Source organism: Candidatus Cloacimonadaceae bacterium (assembly GCA_030693415.1).
Classification (GTDB): domain Bacteria; phylum Cloacimonadota; class Cloacimonadia; order Cloacimonadales; family Cloacimonadaceae; genus JAUYAR01.
Window position 1 is genome coordinate 37590 of sequence record JAUYAR010000143.1, and the last position, 21065, is coordinate 58654.

Annotated in this window: 18 protein-coding genes; 13 read left to right on the forward strand and 5 right to left on the reverse strand. The window is 50.1% G+C overall.

Annotation, left to right across the window (positions count from 1 at the left end):
- Positions 1-54: 54 nt before the first annotated feature.
- The 13 genes from thrC to Q8M98_08605 all read left to right on the forward strand — a co-directional run bounded on the left by thrC (position 55) and on the right by Q8M98_08605 (position 12127).
- Positions 55-1185 carry a threonine synthase gene (thrC, locus tag Q8M98_08545; GenBank protein ID MDP3114811.1) on the forward strand — a complete coding sequence of 377 codons (1131 nt, stop codon included), beginning with the start codon at positions 55-57 and terminating at the stop codon, positions 1183-1185.
- Positions 1169-2206: a dihydroorotase family protein gene (locus tag Q8M98_08550; GenBank protein ID MDP3114812.1), complete on the forward strand. Its 1038-nt coding sequence runs from the start codon at positions 1169-1171 to the stop codon at positions 2204-2206. The genes thrC and Q8M98_08550 overlap by 17 nt, the downstream gene beginning before the upstream one ends.
- A gap of 7 nt (positions 2207-2213) precedes the next feature.
- Positions 2214-2507, forward strand: a complete 294-nt coding sequence (locus Q8M98_08555) for a GIY-YIG nuclease family protein (protein ID MDP3114813.1) — start codon at positions 2214-2216, stop codon at positions 2505-2507.
- A gap of 188 nt (positions 2508-2695) precedes the next feature.
- A complete protein-coding gene (locus Q8M98_08560) occupies positions 2696-3436 on the forward strand; it encodes a hypothetical protein (GenBank protein MDP3114814.1) in 741 nt (246 codons plus the stop codon).
- Positions 3437-3494: 58 nt separating this feature from the next.
- On the forward strand, positions 3495-4313 hold the full coding sequence (locus Q8M98_08565) for a hypothetical protein (protein MDP3114815.1): 819 nt from the start codon (positions 3495-3497) through the stop codon (positions 4311-4313).
- Positions 4314-4503: 190 nt separating this feature from the next.
- Positions 4504-6744, forward strand: coding sequence for a xanthine dehydrogenase family protein molybdopterin-binding subunit (locus tag Q8M98_08570; protein ID MDP3114816.1), 2241 nt, complete (start codon positions 4504-4506; stop codon positions 6742-6744).
- The gene (locus tag Q8M98_08575; protein ID MDP3114817.1) at positions 6741-7211 is read left to right on the forward strand and encodes a (2Fe-2S)-binding protein; all 471 of its coding nucleotides are present in this window, start codon (positions 6741-6743) and stop codon (positions 7209-7211) included. The genes Q8M98_08570 and Q8M98_08575 overlap by 4 nt, the downstream gene beginning before the upstream one ends.
- 23 nt (positions 7212-7234) lie before the next feature.
- Complete coding sequence (gene ygeW / locus Q8M98_08580) at positions 7235-8407, forward strand: knotted carbamoyltransferase YgeW (GenBank protein ID MDP3114818.1); 1173 nt, start codon at positions 7235-7237, stop codon at positions 8405-8407.
- A gap of 70 nt (positions 8408-8477) precedes the next feature.
- On the forward strand, positions 8478-8897 hold the full coding sequence (locus Q8M98_08585) for a GxxExxY protein (protein ID MDP3114819.1): 420 nt from the start codon (positions 8478-8480) through the stop codon (positions 8895-8897).
- A 235-nt stretch (positions 8898-9132) separates the two neighbouring features.
- Entirely contained in the window at positions 9133-10578 is a 1446-nt protein-coding gene (locus tag Q8M98_08590) for a pyridoxal-phosphate dependent enzyme (protein ID MDP3114820.1), read from the forward strand.
- Positions 10568-11092: an NTP transferase domain-containing protein gene (locus Q8M98_08595; protein ID MDP3114821.1), complete on the forward strand. Its 525-nt coding sequence runs from the start codon at positions 10568-10570 to the stop codon at positions 11090-11092. Before Q8M98_08590 ends, Q8M98_08595 begins: the two co-directional genes overlap by 11 nt.
- Before the next feature lie 124 nt (positions 11093-11216).
- Positions 11217-11783, forward strand: a complete 567-nt coding sequence (locus Q8M98_08600) for a nitroreductase family protein (GenBank protein MDP3114822.1) — start codon at positions 11217-11219, stop codon at positions 11781-11783.
- Positions 11780-12127, forward strand: a complete 348-nt coding sequence (locus Q8M98_08605; protein MDP3114823.1) for a DUF3795 domain-containing protein — start codon at positions 11780-11782, stop codon at positions 12125-12127. Before Q8M98_08600 ends, Q8M98_08605 begins: the two co-directional genes overlap by 4 nt.
- Position 12128: 1 nt before the next feature.
- Here Q8M98_08605 and Q8M98_08610 read toward each other — a convergent pair whose 3' ends face one another.
- From Q8M98_08610 to Q8M98_08630, 5 genes are all read right to left on the reverse strand, one after another.
- Positions 12129-14738: a FlgD immunoglobulin-like domain containing protein gene (locus Q8M98_08610; GenBank protein MDP3114824.1), complete on the reverse strand. Its 2610-nt coding sequence runs from the start codon at positions 14736-14738 to the stop codon at positions 12129-12131.
- Positions 14735-15697: a T9SS type A sorting domain-containing protein gene (locus Q8M98_08615; GenBank protein MDP3114825.1), complete on the reverse strand. Its 963-nt coding sequence runs from the start codon at positions 15695-15697 to the stop codon at positions 14735-14737. The genes Q8M98_08610 and Q8M98_08615 overlap by 4 nt, the downstream gene beginning before the upstream one ends.
- A 229-nt stretch (positions 15698-15926) precedes the next feature.
- Positions 15927-16271 (reverse strand): T9SS type A sorting domain-containing protein, encoded by a 345-nt coding sequence (locus Q8M98_08620; GenBank protein ID MDP3114826.1) that lies wholly within the window; start codon positions 16269-16271, stop codon positions 15927-15929.
- A gap of 107 nt (positions 16272-16378) precedes the next feature.
- Complete coding sequence (locus Q8M98_08625) at positions 16379-18313, reverse strand: hypothetical protein (protein MDP3114827.1); 1935 nt, start codon at positions 18311-18313, stop codon at positions 16379-16381.
- An 85-nt stretch (positions 18314-18398) separates the two neighbouring features.
- Positions 18399-20618 (reverse strand): T9SS type A sorting domain-containing protein, encoded by a 2220-nt coding sequence (locus Q8M98_08630; GenBank protein MDP3114828.1) that lies wholly within the window; start codon positions 20616-20618, stop codon positions 18399-18401.
- Positions 20619-21065 lie beyond the last annotated feature (447 nt).

The window sequence follows — 21065 nt, forward strand, 5'->3', positions numbered from 1 at the left end:
TATTTCAAGCATTTCCGTTGTACTCAGTGTGGGGCTGTATATGGACGGGACGAGGTGAGATACCTTTGTCCGGCATGTTCAAAGGATTACAAACCGGGAATGCCCTTGCCGGGAGTGCTGGAAACGATGTTTGACTATGCGGCGATCGGGGAAGAGTGGAAAAACAGGCTAAAGTCGGTGGAACAACCGATAGAGAGCAATTGGTTAATTGAACTATTCTCCGCCGTCGAGCTTAAATATTATCCACCTCTTCCGGTTGGCAACACACCCCTCTTCCCAGTTGAACGTCTCGCTGCAACTCTCGGTATGAGTGACCTTTACGTCAAAAACGACGGTGTCAATCCCAGCGGCTCCTACAAAGACAGGGCATCACAATTGATCGTGGCGGAAGCGAACCGTCTCGGCATTGCTGAAATCGTTTGCGCCTCCACCGGAAACGCCGCTTCCTCGCTTGCCTGCCTTTGTGCCTCTGCGGGAAAGAAAGCCGTGATCTTCGCCCCTGCCAAAGCTCCGCTGGCTAAACTGGTGCAGATCAAAATCCACGGTGCCGAATTGCACGAGGTCGATGGCACCTATGACGATGCCTTTGCCCGGGCGCTGGTTTATTCCGAAACGCACGCATGCCTGAATCGCAACACCGGCTATCATCCATTTACTATCGAGGGTAAAAAGACTGCCGGGCTGGAGATATTTATCCAAATGGGCGGCGTGCCGGATTGGATCGTCGTGCCTGTGGGTGATGGAGTCATCCTCGCGGGAATCCACAAAGCCTTTGTGGATATGAAACGGACTGGAATCATAGACCGCCTGCCGAGATTGCTGTCTGTGCAAAATGAAACCTCTGACGCCATCACGTCCTATTGGGAGACAGGGGATTATCATGATGCCTTGAAGCCGCAGACCGTGGCGGATTCGATCAGCGTGAAGACTCCTTCAAACGCGCATTGGTCGGTGCGCGCGCTCAAAGAAACGGTTGGAAGATCCCTGCGCGTGTCGGACGAAGAGATATTGAACGATCAGAGCGAGCTTGCCCGACTCTGCGGCGTCTTTGCCGAGCCATCCTGTTCAGCCACGCTTTCAGGCTTGAAAGCAGCTTTGCGAGAGGGATGGATCCTCCAGGGCGAAAGCTGTGTCCTGCTCATCACCGGGCACGGACTCAAGGATATCAATGCCGTACGTTTCTGACACCCTGCCGCCCGGAATCTGCGATTTCCACGTGCATGTGGGGGAGCGCATTGGCGGATATGTCTTACGGGACGATTTTAAGGCGCTCAATCTGATTGCCAAGCGGCACGGGATAATTGGCATCGGCGCTTTCGTAACCGAAGAAGAGGGCATCACTCTCACGGATAAATACCATCGTATGAGAAAACGCGCGCAAGCGGACTTCGAGGGTCACGTGCATTGGCATCTCACACCGGTGAAAGCTCACCCGGACGAGATCATCCCATTATTCAAAGATGGTTGCGACATAAAGCTTTACACCACATATCTCCCTGCCGGATTATACTCCTCCTACGAAACGATAGAACGCTGGATGACGGATCTGGCAGACATAAAGCCAAAAATGCTTGTTCACTCCGAAGATGACGGCATCGTGGCTGATGCAAGTTCCAAACACCCTTTCCGGCACCCTTTTGACCATTCGCTTCGCCGACCCGAAATAGCGGAAATCCTTGCCGTGGAAAAGGTTCTGAATCTTGCATTGAAGCATTCTTATCCCGTGCATATCGTTCATGTTTCCACACCCAGGGCGGCTCAACTCATCGCGGAGGCAAAAAAGCACCTGCCAACTATCACTTGCGAGACCGCGCCGCACTATTTGATCTATAATGAAGAGCTTTTGAAGAGTGAAAACGCGCACCGCTGGCTCTGCTCACCACCCTTTCGCAAAGAGGCTTCACGCGGGCAATTGGTGGAACTGATGCAAGACGGCGTCTTCGATATCATCGCCACAGATCATTGTCCGTTTACAGATGCTGACAAAGACCGCTTCAAGGACGAACCGGAGAAGGTGCCTTGCGGTATTCCCGGACTGGAAACGCTCTTTTCCTCGATGTATGAGCACTTTGTCCGTAGCGGAAAGATATCGGGAGAGCATTTAGTTTCCATGACTATGCACAAGCCCGCGAAACTGATGGGGATCACAGACCTCTGTCATTCCCGCCGTCATTCCAGTCTCGAAGGCTGGAATCCAGCTCCTTAACCCCCCCATGAAACACTACTACGTCTATATCCTTGCAAGCAAAACCAATGGAACCTTATACACCGGCGTAACCGGGAACCTGGCTAACAAAATAGAACTACACAAAAAAGGCATTCAGGAAGGTTTTACAAAGCGGTTTGGCATTCATAAACTGGTTTGGTTTCAAGTTTTTGAAGATATCAGAGAAACACTGCTAGCTGAAAAGCGTATCAAAAAATGGAATCTTGAGTGGAAACTGAATCTGATCGAGAAGACAAATCCGAATTGGGATGATTTGTCCAATCAAGTGGGATGGTATTGATGTTCGGTGAGTGTTTTAATGGGCTGGATTCCCGCCTCCGCGGGAACAGCGGCTGGAATAATAGAAATATTAAGCTGATTTGTATTGCGGGACTGGTTATTTTATTATTTACAGGCTGTGCTCATTTCGATCCCTCTGTACTGGAGACAGCCGATGCGATTGATTCCGGACTTATCAGAAGAGAGTTTTTGACCGGAAGCACTCAGGACATCGGGGCCTGGATCGACGCGCCCGGCGACACTCTTTGGGGGAATAGTCTGAATCTGCGTAAAAGTTTCCATACACGCGGTGCCGGTCGCCACAAGATATCCTACGGGCTGGGAGACAATATGGAATTAATCGTTTCAGGGCAGGTCAATCCCTTCTCTCCCGGGGATCACTATTTCCTAAATTCGTTGGAATTTGGCTACGACTTCGACCTCGGATACATGGCAAAGTTTTCGTTGAAGAAAGTATGGAATCCCACTCCCAGAGACGGTATCGCGATCCTTCCCACCTGGGGGCTGGTTCGTGGAGCATCTACAAGCAACAAGATAGACAACTATCAATTTTGGACGGGCTATGACGCCGTTATCTACGAAATGCCTATTGTTTACAGCCATTTTTGGCGGAAACACAATAGCTCCATGGCTGCCAACCTCACCCTTCGTCCCGGCTACACTTCCTTGGAAAGAGATTTTCGCAAGTCCCTTTCCTATTCCTATGGCCCATACGCATTTCATTATGAATATACGGATTCACGGCCTGAGAGAGCGGAACTATACCGTTTGGCGATGCTTTGCGGCATGAAGTTTACAAAATCAAAGGTGTATTGGATTTTTGAGCTTGGGTGTGAAGCGGCCTATAGTGATGGAACATACTATCTGATGCCGATTGCGGCATTCTCCACCGGTTTGGTGGTTGATCCAAAGTGTGTGATAAAGCGCTGAGGATATGATGATATACTCACAGGTTCTATACCGAAAGCCAACACTTATCTTGCTTGCAGTGATATTTATTGCCCTGCCGGTTGTTGGTCATGCGGGCGTATTTCCACTTACCCTGGAAGACACGGAAGTTCTGGAATTGGGTAAAGTGGGGATTTCATACACTAATGGAGTCACATTCAATCACACTTCCCTGGTCAAGTCAAACGCCGATCCCCTTTGGGAGCTCGCAGCACATATGCTGCCGCGCACTATCCTCGGTATCGGAGGGAGGTTGCAACTGAAAGCCGGCCTCGGATTCGGCAGCGAAGCGTCCATCAGCGGTATGGTTTCAAAAATCCCAAAGGAACCAGAAGGATACCACACGGAGGCGAAATCCGGGATTGGTTACGATGTGAAACTGTCACTGAAGAAAAGTTTCGATTTCTCGGAAGACTTCGGTTTCGCGGTCGCCCCCACATATTCCATCTATAAGGATGGATACTGGAAGGGAAATACCTACTCTGGAGCATTCTACTTTTATGCAGATGAATATCTATACATCGGGGCAACTGCCTGGTCTATCGAAGTCCCCATGATTTTCAGCCAACGGATGCGCCCTGCTGCCGGCAAGCCCGGATATCACATCGCTTTCAGACCTGCTTATACCGCTTTGACGCGCCTCGCTCGGTACAGAAATGATTACAGCGATCCCGATATCCACTGGCGGGGTCAGCTCGCCGATGCCGACATCTATCGTTTGGCGGTTGTCGGTGGTATCCGCAACAGCCCGGGAGTAATCTGCACTATGCTCGAAGCCGGGGTGGAATTGATTTATTATGACGGCAATATCATTCCCATGCCGCTTGTAGGCATGCGGCTCTGCATCTATCCAAAATAAGATATGATTGCGCTAATGTTTCACAAGCAAACAAGCTGTTTAACAGAGACAGCTGGACGAGTGAGATCCGCTGTGCGATTCAGTTTCCGAGATGCCTCCATCGCAGTGAGAGAGGTCATCAAAGACGGCGTTGGTTTTGAGACAATCCGGTGACCACGTTATTTAAGTTCTTGAAAGATATGGATGAATTATGAAGGACAATCACGCGTTTCGCAACGACGCCATAGCCAAAGTGACCGGCAGGGCACTCTACACGGACGATCTGGTCATGCACGGCATGCTGCACGCGGTGCCCGTTTATAGCGATCTGCCTCGTGCGCGGCTGCTTTGTATCGACGCATCGGACGCGCTTGCCCTCCCGGGCGTGAAAGCTGTATTCACGGCAAAGGACATCCCCGGCAGCGCCCGTTTCGGACAAATCATCAAGGACTACCCCACTCTGGCGGACAAAGACATCAATTCCACCGGAGACGTGCTGGCTTTGGTGGTTGCCGAAACCCGCGATCAGGCGATTGCCGCGGCGAAACTCGTAAATGTTAAACTCGAACCGCTGGTTCCCATCCTCGATCCCGAAGCGGCGATGAACCCCGAAGCGCCGATCCTGCATCCTTTCCATGGCAGCAATATTACTAATTATCACTGCGTGCGCAGGGGAGATGTCTTGAAGGGCGAAGAGGAAGCGGATGTCGTGATCGAACAGGATTTTAGCACTTCGCGCATCGAGCATGCCTATTTGGAACCGGAATCATCGCTCTGTCATCTTCGCCCGGACGGAGTGATGGAGGTGACCGGCAGCATGCAGCATCCTTTTTCCACGAGGCGCTTTGTCGCTTCCACTTTGGGGTTGGAACTCAAGGACGTGGAAGTGAAAACAGTCCCCATGGGCGGCGGCTTTGGCGGTAAAGACGATACCGCAGCTTTGGTTTGCGCCCGCGCTGCGCTCTGTGCACAGCTTTTGAAGAAACCGATGAAGATCACCTACAGTCGTGAGTGGAGCATGCGCGAAAGCTATAAACGCCATCCTTACAAGATTAAGTATCGCGCCGGCTTTCTGAAAGACGGGAAGATTAGTTTTGTAAAAGTACGCATGGTGGCAGACGGCGGTGCTTATTGCAGCGTAACTCCATGGGTCACATGGCGTTCCACAGTTCAATGCTGCGGCTGTTATGAAGTGCCGAACGTCCATTGCGACGTCTATGGCGTAATAACAAACAACATCTTTTGCGGTGCGATGCGCGGTTTCGGTTCACCGCAGGTCAATTTTGCCATCGAACAACTGATCGAGATAGCAGCGGAGAAATTGGGAATTGATGAAATTGAGCTGAGACGGATCAATATGGTCAGGCAGGGCTCGGTCACCGTCACCGGACAGGTTTTGGACACGCATACCGTTTCCCTGCAAGAGGTTATGGATCGGGTGCTCAAAGAGATCGACTATGATAAAAAACGCAAACTCTGCGCTTTCGGCGATCCCGACCAGGAAGAATGGTATGGCATCGGCTTGGCGATCAGCTATCGCGGCATGAGTCTGGGCGCCGAAGGAGTAGATTTCAATTCCGCTATCATCAACGTTCAACCGGATGGTTCGGTGCTCCTGGAAACCGGCATCCACGAAAACGGTCAGGGAGCCGAATCCGCCATGATCCTGCTTGCGTCTCAAGAGCTTGGCATCACGCATGAACGCATCCGCTATCGCATGCCTTCAACCTCGAACATTCCCGATGGAGGAACAACCGTCGCCTCCCGCGGAACGATCATGGGCGGCGGCGCAGTTGTCAATGCCGCTGCCAACCTAAAAAGGATCATCGCAGAGTTGGTGCTTTCCGAACTTGGAAAGAAAGTGGAGAGCTTCGCCGAAGGCAAGCTGCTCGATAAGGATGGAAATGTCCTACTCTCCTGGGATGAGGCAATCCGGCTTTGCTATTCCAAACAGATTTTCCCTTATTCCTTCGGTGTTTTCAAAGCTCCCAAGGTGGATTGGGACGAACACACCGGACAGGGAAACGCATATTTCACCTGGGTTTATGGCTGTCAAGCAGTGGAGCTGAGAATCAATGCCAAGACCGGCGCTGTGACGCTGCTCAACATGGTCGCCGCCCACGACGTAGGCAAAGCGGTCAATCCCGCGATGCTCGAAGGTCAGTTCTATGGCGGCATGGCAATGGGCGCCGGCTATGGCTTGTTTGAAGAATGCCGTTGCGAAGAGGGAAAGGTGCTGCAATCCAATTTCCATGACTACCGCATCGCCCGTGCTACCGACCTACCTGAAATGACGGCAATCATCGTGGAAAATCCGGACCCGAATTCCCCCTCCCAAGCCAAGGGAATCGGCGAACCGACGAATGAACTGATGGCGCCTGCGATCGCCAACGCCATCTTCCGCGCCACCGGTATACGCCATTGCCATCAACCGATAAGGATGAAACCATGATCACCGTGAACGGAACTCCACATCAGATCACCAACCCCGAAATGAAGCTTTCCACCTGGCTGCGCGAGGTGCTGTCTCTCACCGGCACCAAGATCGGCTGCGACATCGGTGTCTGCGGAAGCTGCACCGTGCTGGTGGACGATCTTCCTTTACGCGCTTGCAAACTGCTGCTGAAAAACCTTGAGGGCAAATCCGCGCTCACCATCGAGGGACTGGCACTTCCCGACGGCTCGCTCCATCCGATCCAGCAGGCGTTCATCGATTGCGGCGCGATCCAATGCGGTTTCTGCACCCCGGGCATGGTGCTTTCCGCCTATGCTTTACTGATAAAGAATCCTTCTCCCTCCCGGATCCAGATCAGACAAGCGATCAAGGGAAACCTCTGCCGCTGCACCGGTTATCAACAGATCGTCGATGCCGTGATGGCGGCTGCTCAGCGGATGAGAGCCACAAACCAAGACCAATAATCATCTTTTCAAGGAGTACTATCATGAGTAATATCGATCAAATCAAAGCCCTATTAATGGAACTGGAAGAGCTGAAAACCGATAACTTCGGCAAGGATTTCCTCTTGACCTGGGAAAACAGCCAGGACAACCTCAAAGCCGTGATGGCGGTGGCGGAAATCCTGCAGCTCCTGCACAGGGAAAAGAAACCCTGGCGCGTCTTTGACTATGGTTTGGCGATCTCCATCTTTCGGGACAACAGCACCCGCACGCGTTTCAGTTTTGCCTCCGCGGTAAACGGACTCGGGTTGGCGCTTTCCGAACTCGACGAAGTCAAATCCCAGATCGCCCACGGAGAGACAGTTCGCGAGACCGCGGCGATGATCTCCTTTCTCACGGAAGTGATCGGCATCCGCGACGACATGTATCCCGGCGAAGGACACTCCTATATGAAGGAAGTCGCAGACGCGGTCAGTGAAGGCTTTTCCGAAGGTGTGTTGGCGCAAAGACCCACGCTCGTGAATCTACAGTGCGATCTTGATCATCCCACTCAGAGCATATCCGATCTGCTCAAGCTCAAGGACTATTTTGGCGGGCTGGAAAACCTCAAGGGAAAGAAGATCGCCATGAGTTGGGCATATTCCCCCAGTTATGGCAAACCGCTTTCCGTGCCCCAGGGAGTGATTAATCTGATGACCCGCTTTGGCATGGAAGTCGTTCTCGCTCATCCCGAGGGCTATGATCTGCTAACTGAAACGGTCGAGAATGCCGAGTCCTTTGCCAAACACAGCGGAGGCTCCTTCCGCGTGACAAATTCCATGCAGGACGCATTTGCGGAAGCTGATGTCGTCTATCCCAAATCATGGGCGCCGATGGCGGTGATGCAACAGCGCACGCGTCTTTTGCGCCAAAGCGACAAAGAAGGACTCAAAGCGCTTGAACAGCACTGCCTTGCCGAAAACGCCAAACACATGGACTGGGAATGCACCGAAGCGATGATGAAACTCACCAAAGGCGGCAACGCACTTTATGAACACTGCCTGCCCGCCGATATTTCCGGGGTTTCCTGCGCTCGCGGAGAGGTGGCGAAAACCGTCTTTGAACGCTATCGCTTGCATACCTATCAGGAAGCGGGCTACAAACCCTTCGTGATCGCTTCGATGATCTTCAATTCCAAGGTGAGCGATGTGATCGCCAAGCTGAAGAGCTTTCTTTAACACAGAGTAACAGAGGATTTTTTACCACAGAGAAACAGAGTTGACAGAGAAGAGCTCAAAGAGGAGAAAGATGAAACTGACTGATAGTGAGCTAAATGCTCTTAGTGGCAAGATCATCGGAGCGTGTATTGAGGTACACCGCCATCTTAGACCGGGACTACTCGAGAGCGTATATATGGAGTGTTTGTGTTGTGAGTTGGATCATCGTGAATTGAGTTTTGAACGGGAAGTTATCATACCTATCACTTACAAAGAATTGAGCATCATTTCCAGGTTGCGGGCAGATCTGATCGTTGAGAACTCAGTAATACTTGAACTAAAATCAGTCAACAACATTCTACCTATATATGAGGCTCAGTTGATGTCATACTTGAAATTGACCAATAAGCAACTGGGGTTGTTGATCAATTTTAATGTTCCCCTTCTCAAAGACGGGATCACCCGACTTAGATGCATGAATAACATGAAAGACCCGGCGCAGCACACATAAAACACATGACTACGCTTCAAACCTCCCCTCTCAGTAATATCCAAGTAATCAAAATGCTTTGCTCAAGCTCAGTTTTAGATATTGTGTATAGAGAACCTTTGCCAAACCATCAAGTAGTATATTTGAATATGAAAACCAATTCTCAGTTTTCTCTCCCTCTGAAACCTCTGTTTCTCTGTGGTGAACAATATCTCTGACTTTCTCTGTGTTAAATATAGCAAATTAGGAGTATCGAATGCCAAAACTAATTACAACCCGCTTTGACGCGGTGATCAAAAAGAACGCCCGCCGCTGCAAAGAACGCGGGATAATCCTCCCCACGCTGCGGCAGCAGATGTTTCCACAGACGATTCCGGACGCGGTCAAACAGCGTCTCAAGCCGATCGGGCTATGGGACATCGATCCCTTGAACCTGTTTCGCATCACCTGGAAGAACGACGTCTCCACAGGGCTTTTCGGGAAGCCGAACTATTTTGAAATCCCTTCCTCCATTTCAGGAGTGAAAGCGCGCATCATCGGCTTGGTGGGAAAATACTTCCCCACTGGAGCGCATAAAGTCGGTGCCGCTTATGGCTGTCTGGTTCCGAGATTAGTGAGCGGCAGTTTTGATCCCGAATTGCACAAAGCGGTCTGGCCATCCACGGGAAACTATTGTCGCGGCGGAGCTTTCGATTGCGCCTTGTTGGCATGCCCCTCGATCGCCATCCTGCCGGAGGAAATGAGCAAGGAGCGCTTCACCTGGCTGAAGGAGATCGGCGCCGAGGTCTTTGCCACGCCCGGTTGCGAATCCAACGTCAAAGAGATCTATGACAAGTGCGACGAGCTGCGCCGGGATCCGCGCAACATCATCCTCAACCAATTCGAAGAGATGGGCAATCCCTTCTGGCACTACCATATAACCGGAAATGCCATCGAGGAAGTCTATGACCTGACCAAGACCGAAAAGAGTTCTTTAAGCGGATATGTCAGCGCCACCGGTTCCGCCGGTACCATTGCCGCCGGGGACTACCTGAAAAAGCGTTTTCCATGGATGAAAACCACCGCCACCGAAGCCCTCGAATGCCCCACTTTGCTCAATAACGGCTTTGGCGGACACCGCATCGAAGGCATTGGCGACAAACACATTCCCTGGGTGCACAACGTCCGTAACACAGATGCCGTCGCCGCTATCCGGGATGAGGATTGCATGCGTCTGCTGCGTCTGTTCAACGAACCAGCGGGGCAGGAATATCTCATCGGCTCCGGCATCCCGACTGAAACCGTGAAAGACCTTCCGCTGCTGGGGATATCCTCAATCGCCAATCTGTTAGCCGCGATCAAGCAAGCAAAGTATTTTGAGCTGAACGAGCATGACGTCATCTTCACCATCTTCACCGATTCCGCTGAACTCTATGGCTCACGCATCGAAGAGCAGAGGACGGAAAAGGGAAATTACACGTCTTTGCAAGCCGCCCTCGACCGGGAAGCGGCACTCAAATCTCAATCCGAAGACAACTATCTCGAGCTCAGCTATCAGGTCAAGAAACGCATCCATAACCTGAAATACTACACTTGGGTGGAACAGCAGGGCAAATCTTACGAGGAGATCCTCGCCCAATGGGAACCCGAATACTGGCAGGAAACCTTCGAGACCAATCTTGAAGAGTTGGATTCCGCCATCGAGGCTTTCAATGCCCTCTGATCAGATCATCGCCATCATCCCCGCTTCCGGCAAGGGACGCCGCTTTGGCATGCCCAAAGCGGAGGCGGTGTTGGCAGGAAAGAGTTTCGCGGACATCATCAAAGAGCTGCTTCACTCTGCCGGGATCGCACAAGTGCATTGCCCCAAAAATCTGGAAACCGGCAGCATGCTGGAAACCCTGCGCCATGCCATCAGCGAATTGAAAGATCAGCAGGCACTCGGCTATCTGATCCATCCCGTCGATCACCCTTTTGTAAAGGCATCCACTATCAAGCTCCTGATCGAAACCTTCAAATCGTTGCCGGATTCTACCATTCGTCCTTCATTTCAGGGAAAGAGCGGACACCCGGTGATCGTTCCCAGCTGGCTAAATATTGATGCAGACGACAATGACAAGGGACTGGCAGGCTTGATCCGCAGCCAGGTTTGCACCGTGATCGACATTCCGGTGGATGACGAAGGCGTCCTGCGCAACATCAACAGCCCGGAAGCTTTGCATTCCCTTGAGGGCTGATGCACTACCCATTACAAATAGTTCTATTCCAAAAGACCCGACCCACAAGGCGTCCATCAGCCATAAATGGCGGTTGGACGGGAGTAGCAGTGCCCTTCGTCTGCGTTTGAAATCAGGAGAAAAGATGGACGTACAGGAACTTATTTTGTCCCGCCACAGCGTACGTGATTTTCTGCAGGATCCGATCCCTGCAGAGGTTTTGGCGGAAATCCTCGAAGCCGGCAGAGTGGCGCCATCTACTCAGAACAAACAACCCTGGCGCTATATCGTGATCACCGAAACCGCTGAAATCAAGCGTATAGCCTTCAATTGCGGCTTGATCGGACTATCCAATTACTTTCTCCGCAAGGCACCCTGCGTGATCATCGCCTGCGCGGACATGAGCAAAAACGTCCGCCTCAACCACCAGGACTATTATCTGGTGGATACCGCCATCTCATTTCAGCAGATGATGCTCGCCGCTTGGGCAAAGGGCATCGGCAGTTGCTGGCTTGCCGCTTTCAGCGAGAAAAAGCTGAGAAGCTATCTGAAAATCCCGGACAAATGGCGCATCGTGGCACTCTCCCCATTTGGCTATCCGGCAGAAAAGAAAAGCCTTCACGCCAAGCTGCTCAGCGGTCTTGCCGGCAGCCATGATCGCTTGCCGATCAAAGACATCGTCATCAGATTTCCAGATAATGAGAAACCATGAGACCGCACTACGCCCCCTGCGGCATCGACTGCACCGTTTGCAGCGTGTATCAGGCTACTCTCGCAGACGATTCCGAAGCCAGAATAGCGCTGGCAGAAAAGTATAAAACAGGTTTTGACAAGGACATCGATCCCGAAAGCATTGTTTGTGACGGATGCCTCGGCTCCGGTAAGCATCTCGGTTTCTGCAGCGTATGCCAAATCCGTTCCTGCGCCTTACAAAAAGGCTTCAGAACCTGTGCCGAGTGCCCTGATCTGCCCTGTGAAAAAGGACAGCGGATCTGGCAAGAAAACTCAATCTCAATGGCGAATCTATTGCAGATCAGGGAAGCAGACCAGAGCTGATTTACTTGATCCGCACTACTTTGACGTTTATACTTTGCTTGCCTGCGCGCAGGTTGATGATATAGATTCCGCTACCGCATTGCATACCTTTGTCATCAGTTCCGTCCCAGACGCATCCGTGATCTCTGGCTTGCTTCGTCTCCCGCACCAGAGACCTGACCAATTGTCCACGGACGTTATAGATATCCATCAACACCAGCCCAGCTTCATTGATGTCATAACTGATGGAGACGCGATCCTTGAACGGATTGGGATTGATGGACAGACGACCCGGAAACGGAATGGTCGTCTCCTGAATATCGGAATCGCCATAGCGGATAAAGAAACTGGTCTTGGGAAACTGACCGGATAGCTGGACCAATACCGGCTGCGGAGGAGCCATGGGATTATAGACAACGGAATCCCCAGCAACGTTTCGGGATCGGTTATTCCCGATGCTTTGGCACCAAAAGTAATCCGATGAGCTGTAATAACTCATATCCCAGGGACGGTTGACCATCATCACCAAATTACCGCCCAGATAGCTATAGGCTGTATCGAAATAGATCACCGCGATGTCGTTTCCCGGCATGAAACCAACGCTTCCGTCAAATACGAGTTCCAGTTCGGTTGAAGCGATCCATCGATGCCTCAAATCCCGCTCATTCGTCTCTCCCAGCCAGATCTTCAACGGTTTGTTCAGGATTGTGGGTGTGAGAAAATTGTTGTAGAACTGAACGCCGGTTATCACTCCGATCTCTCCAATCTCGGTTGCCAGAAAGACCGTCTCAAACAGTGAATTCCTGCGATACAGATCAATCGGGATGCGGGCTTGTTCATTTCCTGCACCGATCGTGACCGCACTGGTGCCACTACTGAGAACGGTCGCTTTCATCTTGGCGCTGCGATCGTTGCTTGGGTCGATATCCCCTGTCAGCAGCACTTTGCCATAAAGCTCGGTGATGCCTTCGTTTGCGGGAATCCATGAAACGTTATGCACCGCGCTTTCACCATGTGAGATAGGGATACCGGGAACCGAGGCAAGCAAGATCTCATCATACCGCATCAGGCAGACCTGATAGTCTTCCTGCGCGGCATTGCCGTGATTTGCCACCCTGATCTGATAAACGCTTTCTGCTCCCACCGCAGGGAAGGAATTGCCAATAATCCATGTAGCGGCAAGATCATCATCCGCGAGGGGTTCGATCACGATCGAATCAAGCCGGATCGATATATAACCCCATTCCTGGGGATGCTTGAAGGCGATGTATCTGCCACCTCCCTGATAAGTATGAAACTGCACCGTATGTTCGTTCCAATCAGAATTGTCCAAGACAATGCTACGCACTTCCGTATAGGAAAGTGGATTTGCCGGATCAGTCATAACGCCCACGGACAGGTTGTGTGCCATTGGTTCCGCGAACGATTGAGCCCAAAAGGTAACCGACAAAGTGCTGATCGAGATGTTTTCTGTTAGTGGGGGAGAGATCAGGATCAGAAAGCCCTGAGGAGGACTGGTGTTCATCATGCGTGCCACGTTCGGTGGACTGGGCGCTGCGGCATCCGCAAAAGTTCTCACCCAATGGCTCCCAATGTTCGGATCGGCATAGGCGCTCCATCCCAAAGGTAATGCAGGAGGAGTGGCAGTATCAAAATTCTGGGAATAAGGCAGCGTGTAGATCACGGGATCCACTCCCGTTCCGCTTATCGGCAGCAGATGAATTCCCTGCGCAGTATTGGCATTCAGCGAGACTGTGGCTGCCAAATTTCCGGTCTCATCTGGCACGAAATGAACATAAAATGACGCGGACTGGCCATTGGCAAGGTTCAAAGGCAATGCCGGAACTTGAAGTAGCGAAAAACAGGGGTCGCCCGATATGTAGATAGAGCTGATCACCAGAGGCTCAAGCCCCGTACTGCAGAGATTGATCACCCGGTTGTTCACCGAGTTTAACAGTGCTTCGCCAAAATTATGAGTTGAAGGATAGACGAAAAGCTCCGGTTGCGGTGGCTGGGAGGCAAAATGCAATGTCGTCTTGGGAAACATGCCGGATAACTGTGGTCCAGAGGGAGTCGGTGGATTTGCCGGGTCAAGCTCGTTTGTGTTATGGGCTGCCACCCGGCTGCGGTTATTACCAATGGTCTGTGTTTTGAAATAGCTGTAATTGTGATAGATTTGCAGAGCCCAGGGGTGCTGCACCAGCATCACCATGTTTCCGCCCGTATATTCAAAGGGCTGGTTTAGTCCAAGAGTGATGATGTTTTCGCCAATGGGAAAGCTGAGCGTTCCGTCAAACACTTGGGTCAGTTGTGAGGACGGGATCCAACCCTGACTCATATTAGTCCAGTCCGTGATTCCAAGCCAGATGCGAACCGATCCCTCCGGAACGGCATTGATAAAACTGTTATAAAAGCTGATTGCCGTGATTATTCCCGAGACACCGATTTCGTCCGCATTATAGATCGTCTCAAAGAGACTGTTGCGGATATTCAGATACATGGGCATGGCGCTCAACTGGTTACCGGCGCCGATGGTAATTTCCCATCTGTGGCGATCAGGGGTTTCGATCGCTGCCAAGGGGATCAGGATTAGGGCGAAAAGGATGACAGTGGTGATCGTGCGCGTTATCATGGTTGTTTCAACACCCTTATCACTTTGCTCAGCAAGCTGTTGTCGATTCGGATCAGATACACGCCCGGTGCTGCTATTCGGCCTTGATCATCTTTTCCGTTCCAATGTAAGCTTGTGGCGTTTGCCGCGGTGTTGAGGGTTTCCAGAGTCCGCACTTTTTGACCCCTGAGATTGAATATCTCCAGCTTTGCCTTGCCCAAACCTTTGCCTTGCACCGTGATGCTCAGATCACCCCGGAAGGGATTGGGAGCGGCAGTGATGATTAGAGCACCAGTGGCGAGATGATCTTCCGCGGAGCTTTCATCCGCGGCACATTCAAGAAAAAGGTAGGGATTGTTTCCCGTCGTTCCGCCAGGCGCGATCACCAAATAATCATCACCGGAGCCCCAATCCGAGAGATATTGCAGCTTGAAAGTGTATTGCGAATAGGGACGATTTTCCTGTATATCGTCGAGCACAAATTGCGTGACCTCAGCCCAATTCCATCCCGGCAGATAGGAATTGAACAGATTCAGCGGTGGATGCAGATCGGGTGTGTTTAGATCCCCCGGATCGAGCATCACGCCATAGTTCACATGCGTGAGCAGGCAGTTCGGAGAGATCGTGCCCCAGGACATCTCAAATGATGGATATGCCTGCACTTGGCTGTTTCCATAAGCCGCCGCTACAAAAAAATGCAGGCTGGCACTGCGCAAATGATAACCCGCCGGCACCTGCGTCGTGGGAAAGGAAATGTATGCTTTCGTGGCAAAATTATACATAACAGACCAATCCCACGCATCGCCTACCATAAGATAACCGTTCAAGCTCACGCTGGTAACCGTGTTGCTCGAATCAAATTTCAGATATCCGTCGTTGACGTCCGTGCATGCCACCGAAACCGTGATAACCGGCTGAGCGCGTAGCATCCCGATGCCGCATAAGGCAAATAAGAGCGGCAGCAATATCATTATCTTCATAACCGATCCTTTGTCCAAGAGACTTCAGTCATTGTAGTATTGCCTTCAGCAAATCGCTTCGTATCAATGATTTTAGCCGGTCGTTCCACCGACGTTAATCGATCATTTTCACGTAGTCCCAAGATTCGCATCATAAAGAGCACTTTCTTTCCTCTTGTTTATTTGTCAAGCTTTGATTTCAGCGTTGATACCTTCCCCCGAATGAGAGGTATCTTACACACTACTGAGACTATTTTAGTAAGAGCATCCTCTTGCTAAGTGTTTTATTATCAGTTACTAAACGGTAGAAAGATACTCCGCTAACTACACTGCGTCCGGATTGGTCGGTACCGTTCCAAAGCACACTATGGCTTCCGGAGTATTTTTGCTCATTGACAAGGGTGCGAACCTTTTGCCCTTTCATGTTATAAATCTCCAAACGGACATTCCCAGTTTCAGGGATTTGATACGCAATCGTGGTGGAAGGATTGAAAGGATTGGGATAGTTGTATAAACTCAAGCCCGACAGAGATGGCGGAACCACCGGATCGTCATTTGACACCCAAGGTTCGGAGCCGTATTCATAACAGCCCATATCTATCCTGCCATTCCAGACCCTCCAGTTGCCAGCAAGATCATAGGGCAATAACTCCAGTCCGGTAATATCCGGTGTGCCGCTATCTATACAAGGCGAGCCTTGGGCTAAGCGCAGATAATCAGGTCCCCGGCAGTGGTACCGGCAAACATGGGGTCTGCTGAGCTATTGTTCGAGCCATAGATCAGGGTGTTGCGATGGTCGGGATTGTGGATACCGGTGAATCCGCCCAGGATGTTGTTATAATCGAAATCCAGCCTTCCGATAAAATTGGCTTGAGGAATTGCATTAAGCATGTAAATCTCCCTTGCGCCATCGGGATTATAGAAGATATTGTTTCGCATATCTATTTTCCCGATTACTGCGACGGCGCCAGCTTGACCGTAGTTATTGTAGAAAGTGCTATTGGAAACCTTATACACGCCATAGCGGTTGGTCACAAAATATATGGGGGCGGTATTGTTTGTCCTGATGTTTTCAAAGAGACAATTATTTATGTTGACATTTATTGTATGCTGGAGGGGGTCTCCTATCGAGATGCCAAAGGTATGCTGATTGTCCACAACTGAAATGTTGCGGAACACGCAGTTTTCTACACTAAGGGAGTCAGTCACCCAAAAATTCATGACCGAGGTTCCTGATAAGTCCGGATCATCTGAGACATGGGTGGAGTGGATGTTTTCGAAAACAGAGTTACGAATGGTACCGGAACGAATATCCCAGATTGTAAACGCTGATTCTTGTGCCGTGATATTCCTTAGCACGATTGAATCAAATACAGATGACGTGATTCTATTGACAAATATTGCGCCATCCCTATAAACGCTCATATTCTCTATTAAAATATCAGAAAAGGTTACAGATGTCGTCAAATCGCCAAAGTAAATTGCGCTACGAAAATTATTGTTGCCCTCAGTTACCCTAAAGCCATCAATGGACAGATTTCTTCTTTTATAGCCAGCAAAAAAAATAGAGACATTCAATCCATTAAAAACATCAGAATACAAGGTCACCTGATCCGAGCCCGAGCCGATCAATTTGACGTGCGATTTGAGCGGAATGGGGAAGATTTGTTCGCCCGCTCCTTCGTTGTAGGTGCCGGGCAAAACGTAAACCGTCTTTCGATAAAGGCTGTCGGCGGCGACTCTGTGCATAGCTTTGGTGATGGTCTTCATAGCCTGAGCCGGGCTCAATCCGCTATTGCCATCGTTCCCATCCGGGCGGACATAGAGGTCATGATTGATTTCCACTCGATGTCCCCTTAAGATGTTTACCGTATCGGTGTATTGATGCATTACGCTCAGATTGCTATGCCGGTCCACATAAAATGTATTCGCAGAGCCCAGCGTGAACAGATCCAGATTTATTTGCAGATTAGCTCTTAAATCGATCACGGATATATCGACCGGGTTAGTTCCGTAATTCTCATAAACAGAACACCTATTGACCGGGTCAAACACAATCGTGGGATAGTGAGCAAGGGATCCCCAAATTAAAATGCCACCTCCCGAACTGATAGCGTAGTTGTTGTAAATTTTCAAGCCGCTAAAATACAACGAACTATCTGTGGCAAAAATTCCTGCTCCAAGAACGGCGCGATTATTGGTAATCTCGCAGTTAATCACGCTGACATTGCAATCAAGATAGATCAGTATCCCGCCGCCCATACGAAGCTGCATGGCAAACAGGGGATATCCGGTACCGTTGGTAAGCTTAAAGCCCCTGAGAACAGCATTCTGCTCGGCATTACGGAAGGCGACGCAGGAGCCGTTTCCGCTGCCATCGATGATGGTCGTGCCGATATAGTTTGTGTTGCCGGTCGTTGCTTCTAGGCTGCAAACCGTGATCTGCTTGCCGATGAAATCGATATTTTCATAATATCTGCCCGGATGCACCAAAACCATATCGCCATGATTTGCCGTCTCGATGGCGGTTTGGATACTCGTGAACTGCCCGCTGCCATCCAAGGCAACGGTCAAGGTAGCTGCGCTGAGGTGTGAGCAAAGCAGCAGGACTGCGATTATTACTATTCTATAAGACATCAGTTCTCCTAAAAGTAGGGGCGTGTTGCGCACGCCCCCAAAGGCATTTGTTGATGATTGGGCGCGCGCAACACGCCCCGAACAACTATTTCAAGAGCAGCATCTTCTTGGAAATGCTCTTGTCTTTGGTAATCAAGCGGTAGTGATACAATCCGCTGGCAACTGATCTGCCATACCGATCGGTTCCGTCCCAGCTCACCCGATGCGGACCGCTCACCTTAATGCCATCTATTAGGGTCTTTACCTTTTGCCCCTTGATGTTGTAGATTTCCAAGCTAACCGCACCTTCCTCCGCCAGCTCAAACTTGATCGTCGTGGAGGGGTTGAAGGGATTGGGATAATTCTGCTGCAATGCCGTAATCGGGATCACAGGATTAATATCGGTAGTTGTGTTTATCTTGAGCGTGTAATATCTCAAGCCATTATCGTTAAAATAATTCAGCGATTCGGGCTTGATCTTGCACAGCATCCGGTTTTCAGGCATCGCCTTGGAGGCGTAGTAAAGGATAAGCTCGGAATTATCCGGGTCTATCACCTCTCCGGCATCAAGATAGGCACAGAGATCGGTGAAGGCACCTTCAACCTTTACCGCTCCCTTGCAGATGCCATCTTTGTAGAACCCAATCTCGTCTGGGAGCAAGGCACCCTCTGCGTCATCAAGCTCGATAAACAAAGGAATGTAGTCTTCCTTTTCCAAATAGCTGAAATGAACCGGCAAGTCTCTTGTATTGGGATCAACCGGTTTATTGTTGTTCCAGGTAAAGCTGCAGTTCTGGCTAACGGTCAGGATTACCATGTCTCCATAATTGAAGGTACTACCGACTTGGGCACCACCTCCAAACCAGGTGCCACCGGGCAAGCGGTGCATGCTCCAATACTGGGTCTTGATCGAAGTAACAAAGTTCAGGATCGGAGCCAAGGCATCAAAGGGACGAGCACTGCGCCGGTCGAAATAACCGATCCAGTTTTCGTTTGCAACGGTTGTGCTGCCGCTTTGGTAAGCATATAGATTGATAACCGTATTGGGCGCTTGCAGAAAGCCGGATGTTTTGATTGAAATCGGGGTTAGATGAGTATCCAGAACCTTTACCTTATAGCCTTGGATGCTGTTCGCTATCGCTTGATCATTAACAATATTTCCTTGAAGATTATACCGCATCGTAATTTCCGCATAATTTTCCCATTTCCACGTTACCCAGTCAAGTCTCGCCTGATGAATAATCGGCGCAAAGAAGCTTGAATTTGTAGTATATCCCGCCGTCAGCGTATTCAGTGCCGGAAAACTCATCCATTTTATTCCGCTACTGACATTACCGACAGGCATGGCATATTCTTCATACCGATGATCAACTGCTCTGATTGCTCCGATATCGAAAGGAGTGCCATCCGGATCCCGATCCTCAGGATCCTCATTCCACAAGACTCCGTTACCATTAGTATCCGGGTTGCCTTTATCAACGCATGGCGACATGACTGTTGCGCTCCAGATCGGCTGATAATTCGCGTCCAGGCTGGGATTGCCGATGATGTTTGAAATAGGCGATATTTGAAATCCAAGAGCTGTTGTATTATGGAACACGTTGTAAGTTACAATGGGGTTGGCAAAATTTACCGACCGGACGCTTCCTCCAACAGTTTGAGAGCTAAACACGTTATTCGATACCTTGATGCTTTGTTGACCGTTTTGCCACATCGACAACGCTATTGATGCAGTATTGTTGACAATGGTGTTGTTCGCGAAATCTATGGGGGATATAGCCTGTTGGATCGTTCCAATTGCCACTAAAAACACACTGGCAGCCCCATTATTGATCATGAGATTTGTGTCGATTTTAGTATATTTCGCATCGAAAACCCACAAGGCTCCCGGAGTTTCTGCTGCCCCGATCGGAATATTGTGGGCAAGCTTGTTACCGGTAAATCTGATTATTCCCTTGCCGGATAGCCCGACCGCTCCACAAACGCGACCAGTGTTATTAGTGATGGTGTTTCCCTGGATCAGAAGTTCACGGGAATAGTTGTTATTAGCGTAAATGGCTCCGTAAGCATTCGAACCGTTGGTCATGGAATTGTTTGATATTGTGGTGTTTACGATTGAGCCGGTGCCTTCGAAATATACCCCTGCTCCTTGATAATCACTGTTTTCAGAGCTGCCGCACTGATAGATTTGGCAATTCCGGATGTTCAAAATCATCCGTGTGATAGTCCTATCCAGCTCGTAATCTCTAAAGCGGATACCTTGTTTGGCGTTAGTCAATCTCAGGTTGATGATATTGAATACGGAATTAGGATCCTCGGTGAACATCCACTCTACACCAAGATTAATGCAGTAGGGACTTCCACCGCCATTAATAATTGGATAATTGGGGCCTCCTGTACCTTCTAAAGTAAAACTTGGGATGGGAAAAGAGTAAATACTCATGAGATGGGATAAATCGATGCTCTCATAATATGTACCGGGCATGACTTGGATTCTGATGGGCTCTCCATTAAATGCCGTATTGTTTACCGCTTGCTGGATGCGCTGGAGAGCTTGTCCCACTGTCTTGAAATATGGATATGTCACAATATTGGACACTAATACGTTTGGGAAAGAGTATCTGGTCAAGGCAAGCAGAGGTAAATTAACTAATGTTGTATTGGCAGTTACAGTAAACGCATTAGATTGCTTGGGGTAATAGAAGTTAACTGTCCCGGGTTGGAACAGCTCGCATTCCACATAGTACTGCCCAGGTGGTAAAGCGGTTGCCAC

Coding starts and splice junctions, on each gene's coding strand:
- Q8M98_08550 (MDP3114812.1), top strand. CDS start 1,169: ATGCCGTACGTTTCTGACACCCTGCCGCCCGGAATCTGCGATTTCCAC.
- Q8M98_08570 (MDP3114816.1), top strand. CDS start 4,504: ATGAAGGACAATCACGCGTTTCGCAACGACGCCATAGCCAAAGTGACC.
- ygeW (MDP3114818.1), top strand. CDS start 7,235: ATGAGTAATATCGATCAAATCAAAGCCCTATTAATGGAACTGGAAGAG.
- Q8M98_08585 (MDP3114819.1), top strand. CDS start 8,478: ATGAAACTGACTGATAGTGAGCTAAATGCTCTTAGTGGCAAGATCATC.
- Q8M98_08600 (MDP3114822.1), top strand. CDS start 11,217: ATGGACGTACAGGAACTTATTTTGTCCCGCCACAGCGTACGTGATTTT.
- Q8M98_08620 (MDP3114826.1), bottom strand. CDS start 16,271: ATGGGCTGTTATGAATACGGCTCCGAACCTTGGGTGTCAAATGACGAT.
- Q8M98_08595 (MDP3114821.1), top strand. CDS start 10,568: ATGCCCTCTGATCAGATCATCGCCATCATCCCCGCTTCCGGCAAGGGA.
- Q8M98_08610 (MDP3114824.1), bottom strand. CDS start 14,738: ATGATAACGCGCACGATCACCACTGTCATCCTTTTCGCCCTAATCCTG.
- Q8M98_08630 (MDP3114828.1), bottom strand. CDS start 20,618: ATGTTCACCGAGGATCCTAATTCCGTATTCAATATCATCAACCTGAGA.
- Q8M98_08605 (MDP3114823.1), top strand. CDS start 11,780: ATGAGACCGCACTACGCCCCCTGCGGCATCGACTGCACCGTTTGCAGC.
- Q8M98_08615 (MDP3114825.1), bottom strand. CDS start 15,697: ATGAAGATAATGATATTGCTGCCGCTCTTATTTGCCTTATGCGGCATC.
- Q8M98_08575 (MDP3114817.1), top strand. CDS start 6,741: ATGATCACCGTGAACGGAACTCCACATCAGATCACCAACCCCGAAATG.
- Q8M98_08625 (MDP3114827.1), bottom strand. CDS start 18,313: ATGTCTTATAGAATAGTAATAATCGCAGTCCTGCTGCTTTGCTCACAC.
- Q8M98_08555 (MDP3114813.1), top strand. CDS start 2,214: ATGAAACACTACTACGTCTATATCCTTGCAAGCAAAACCAATGGAACC.
- Q8M98_08590 (MDP3114820.1), top strand. CDS start 9,133: ATGCCAAAACTAATTACAACCCGCTTTGACGCGGTGATCAAAAAGAAC.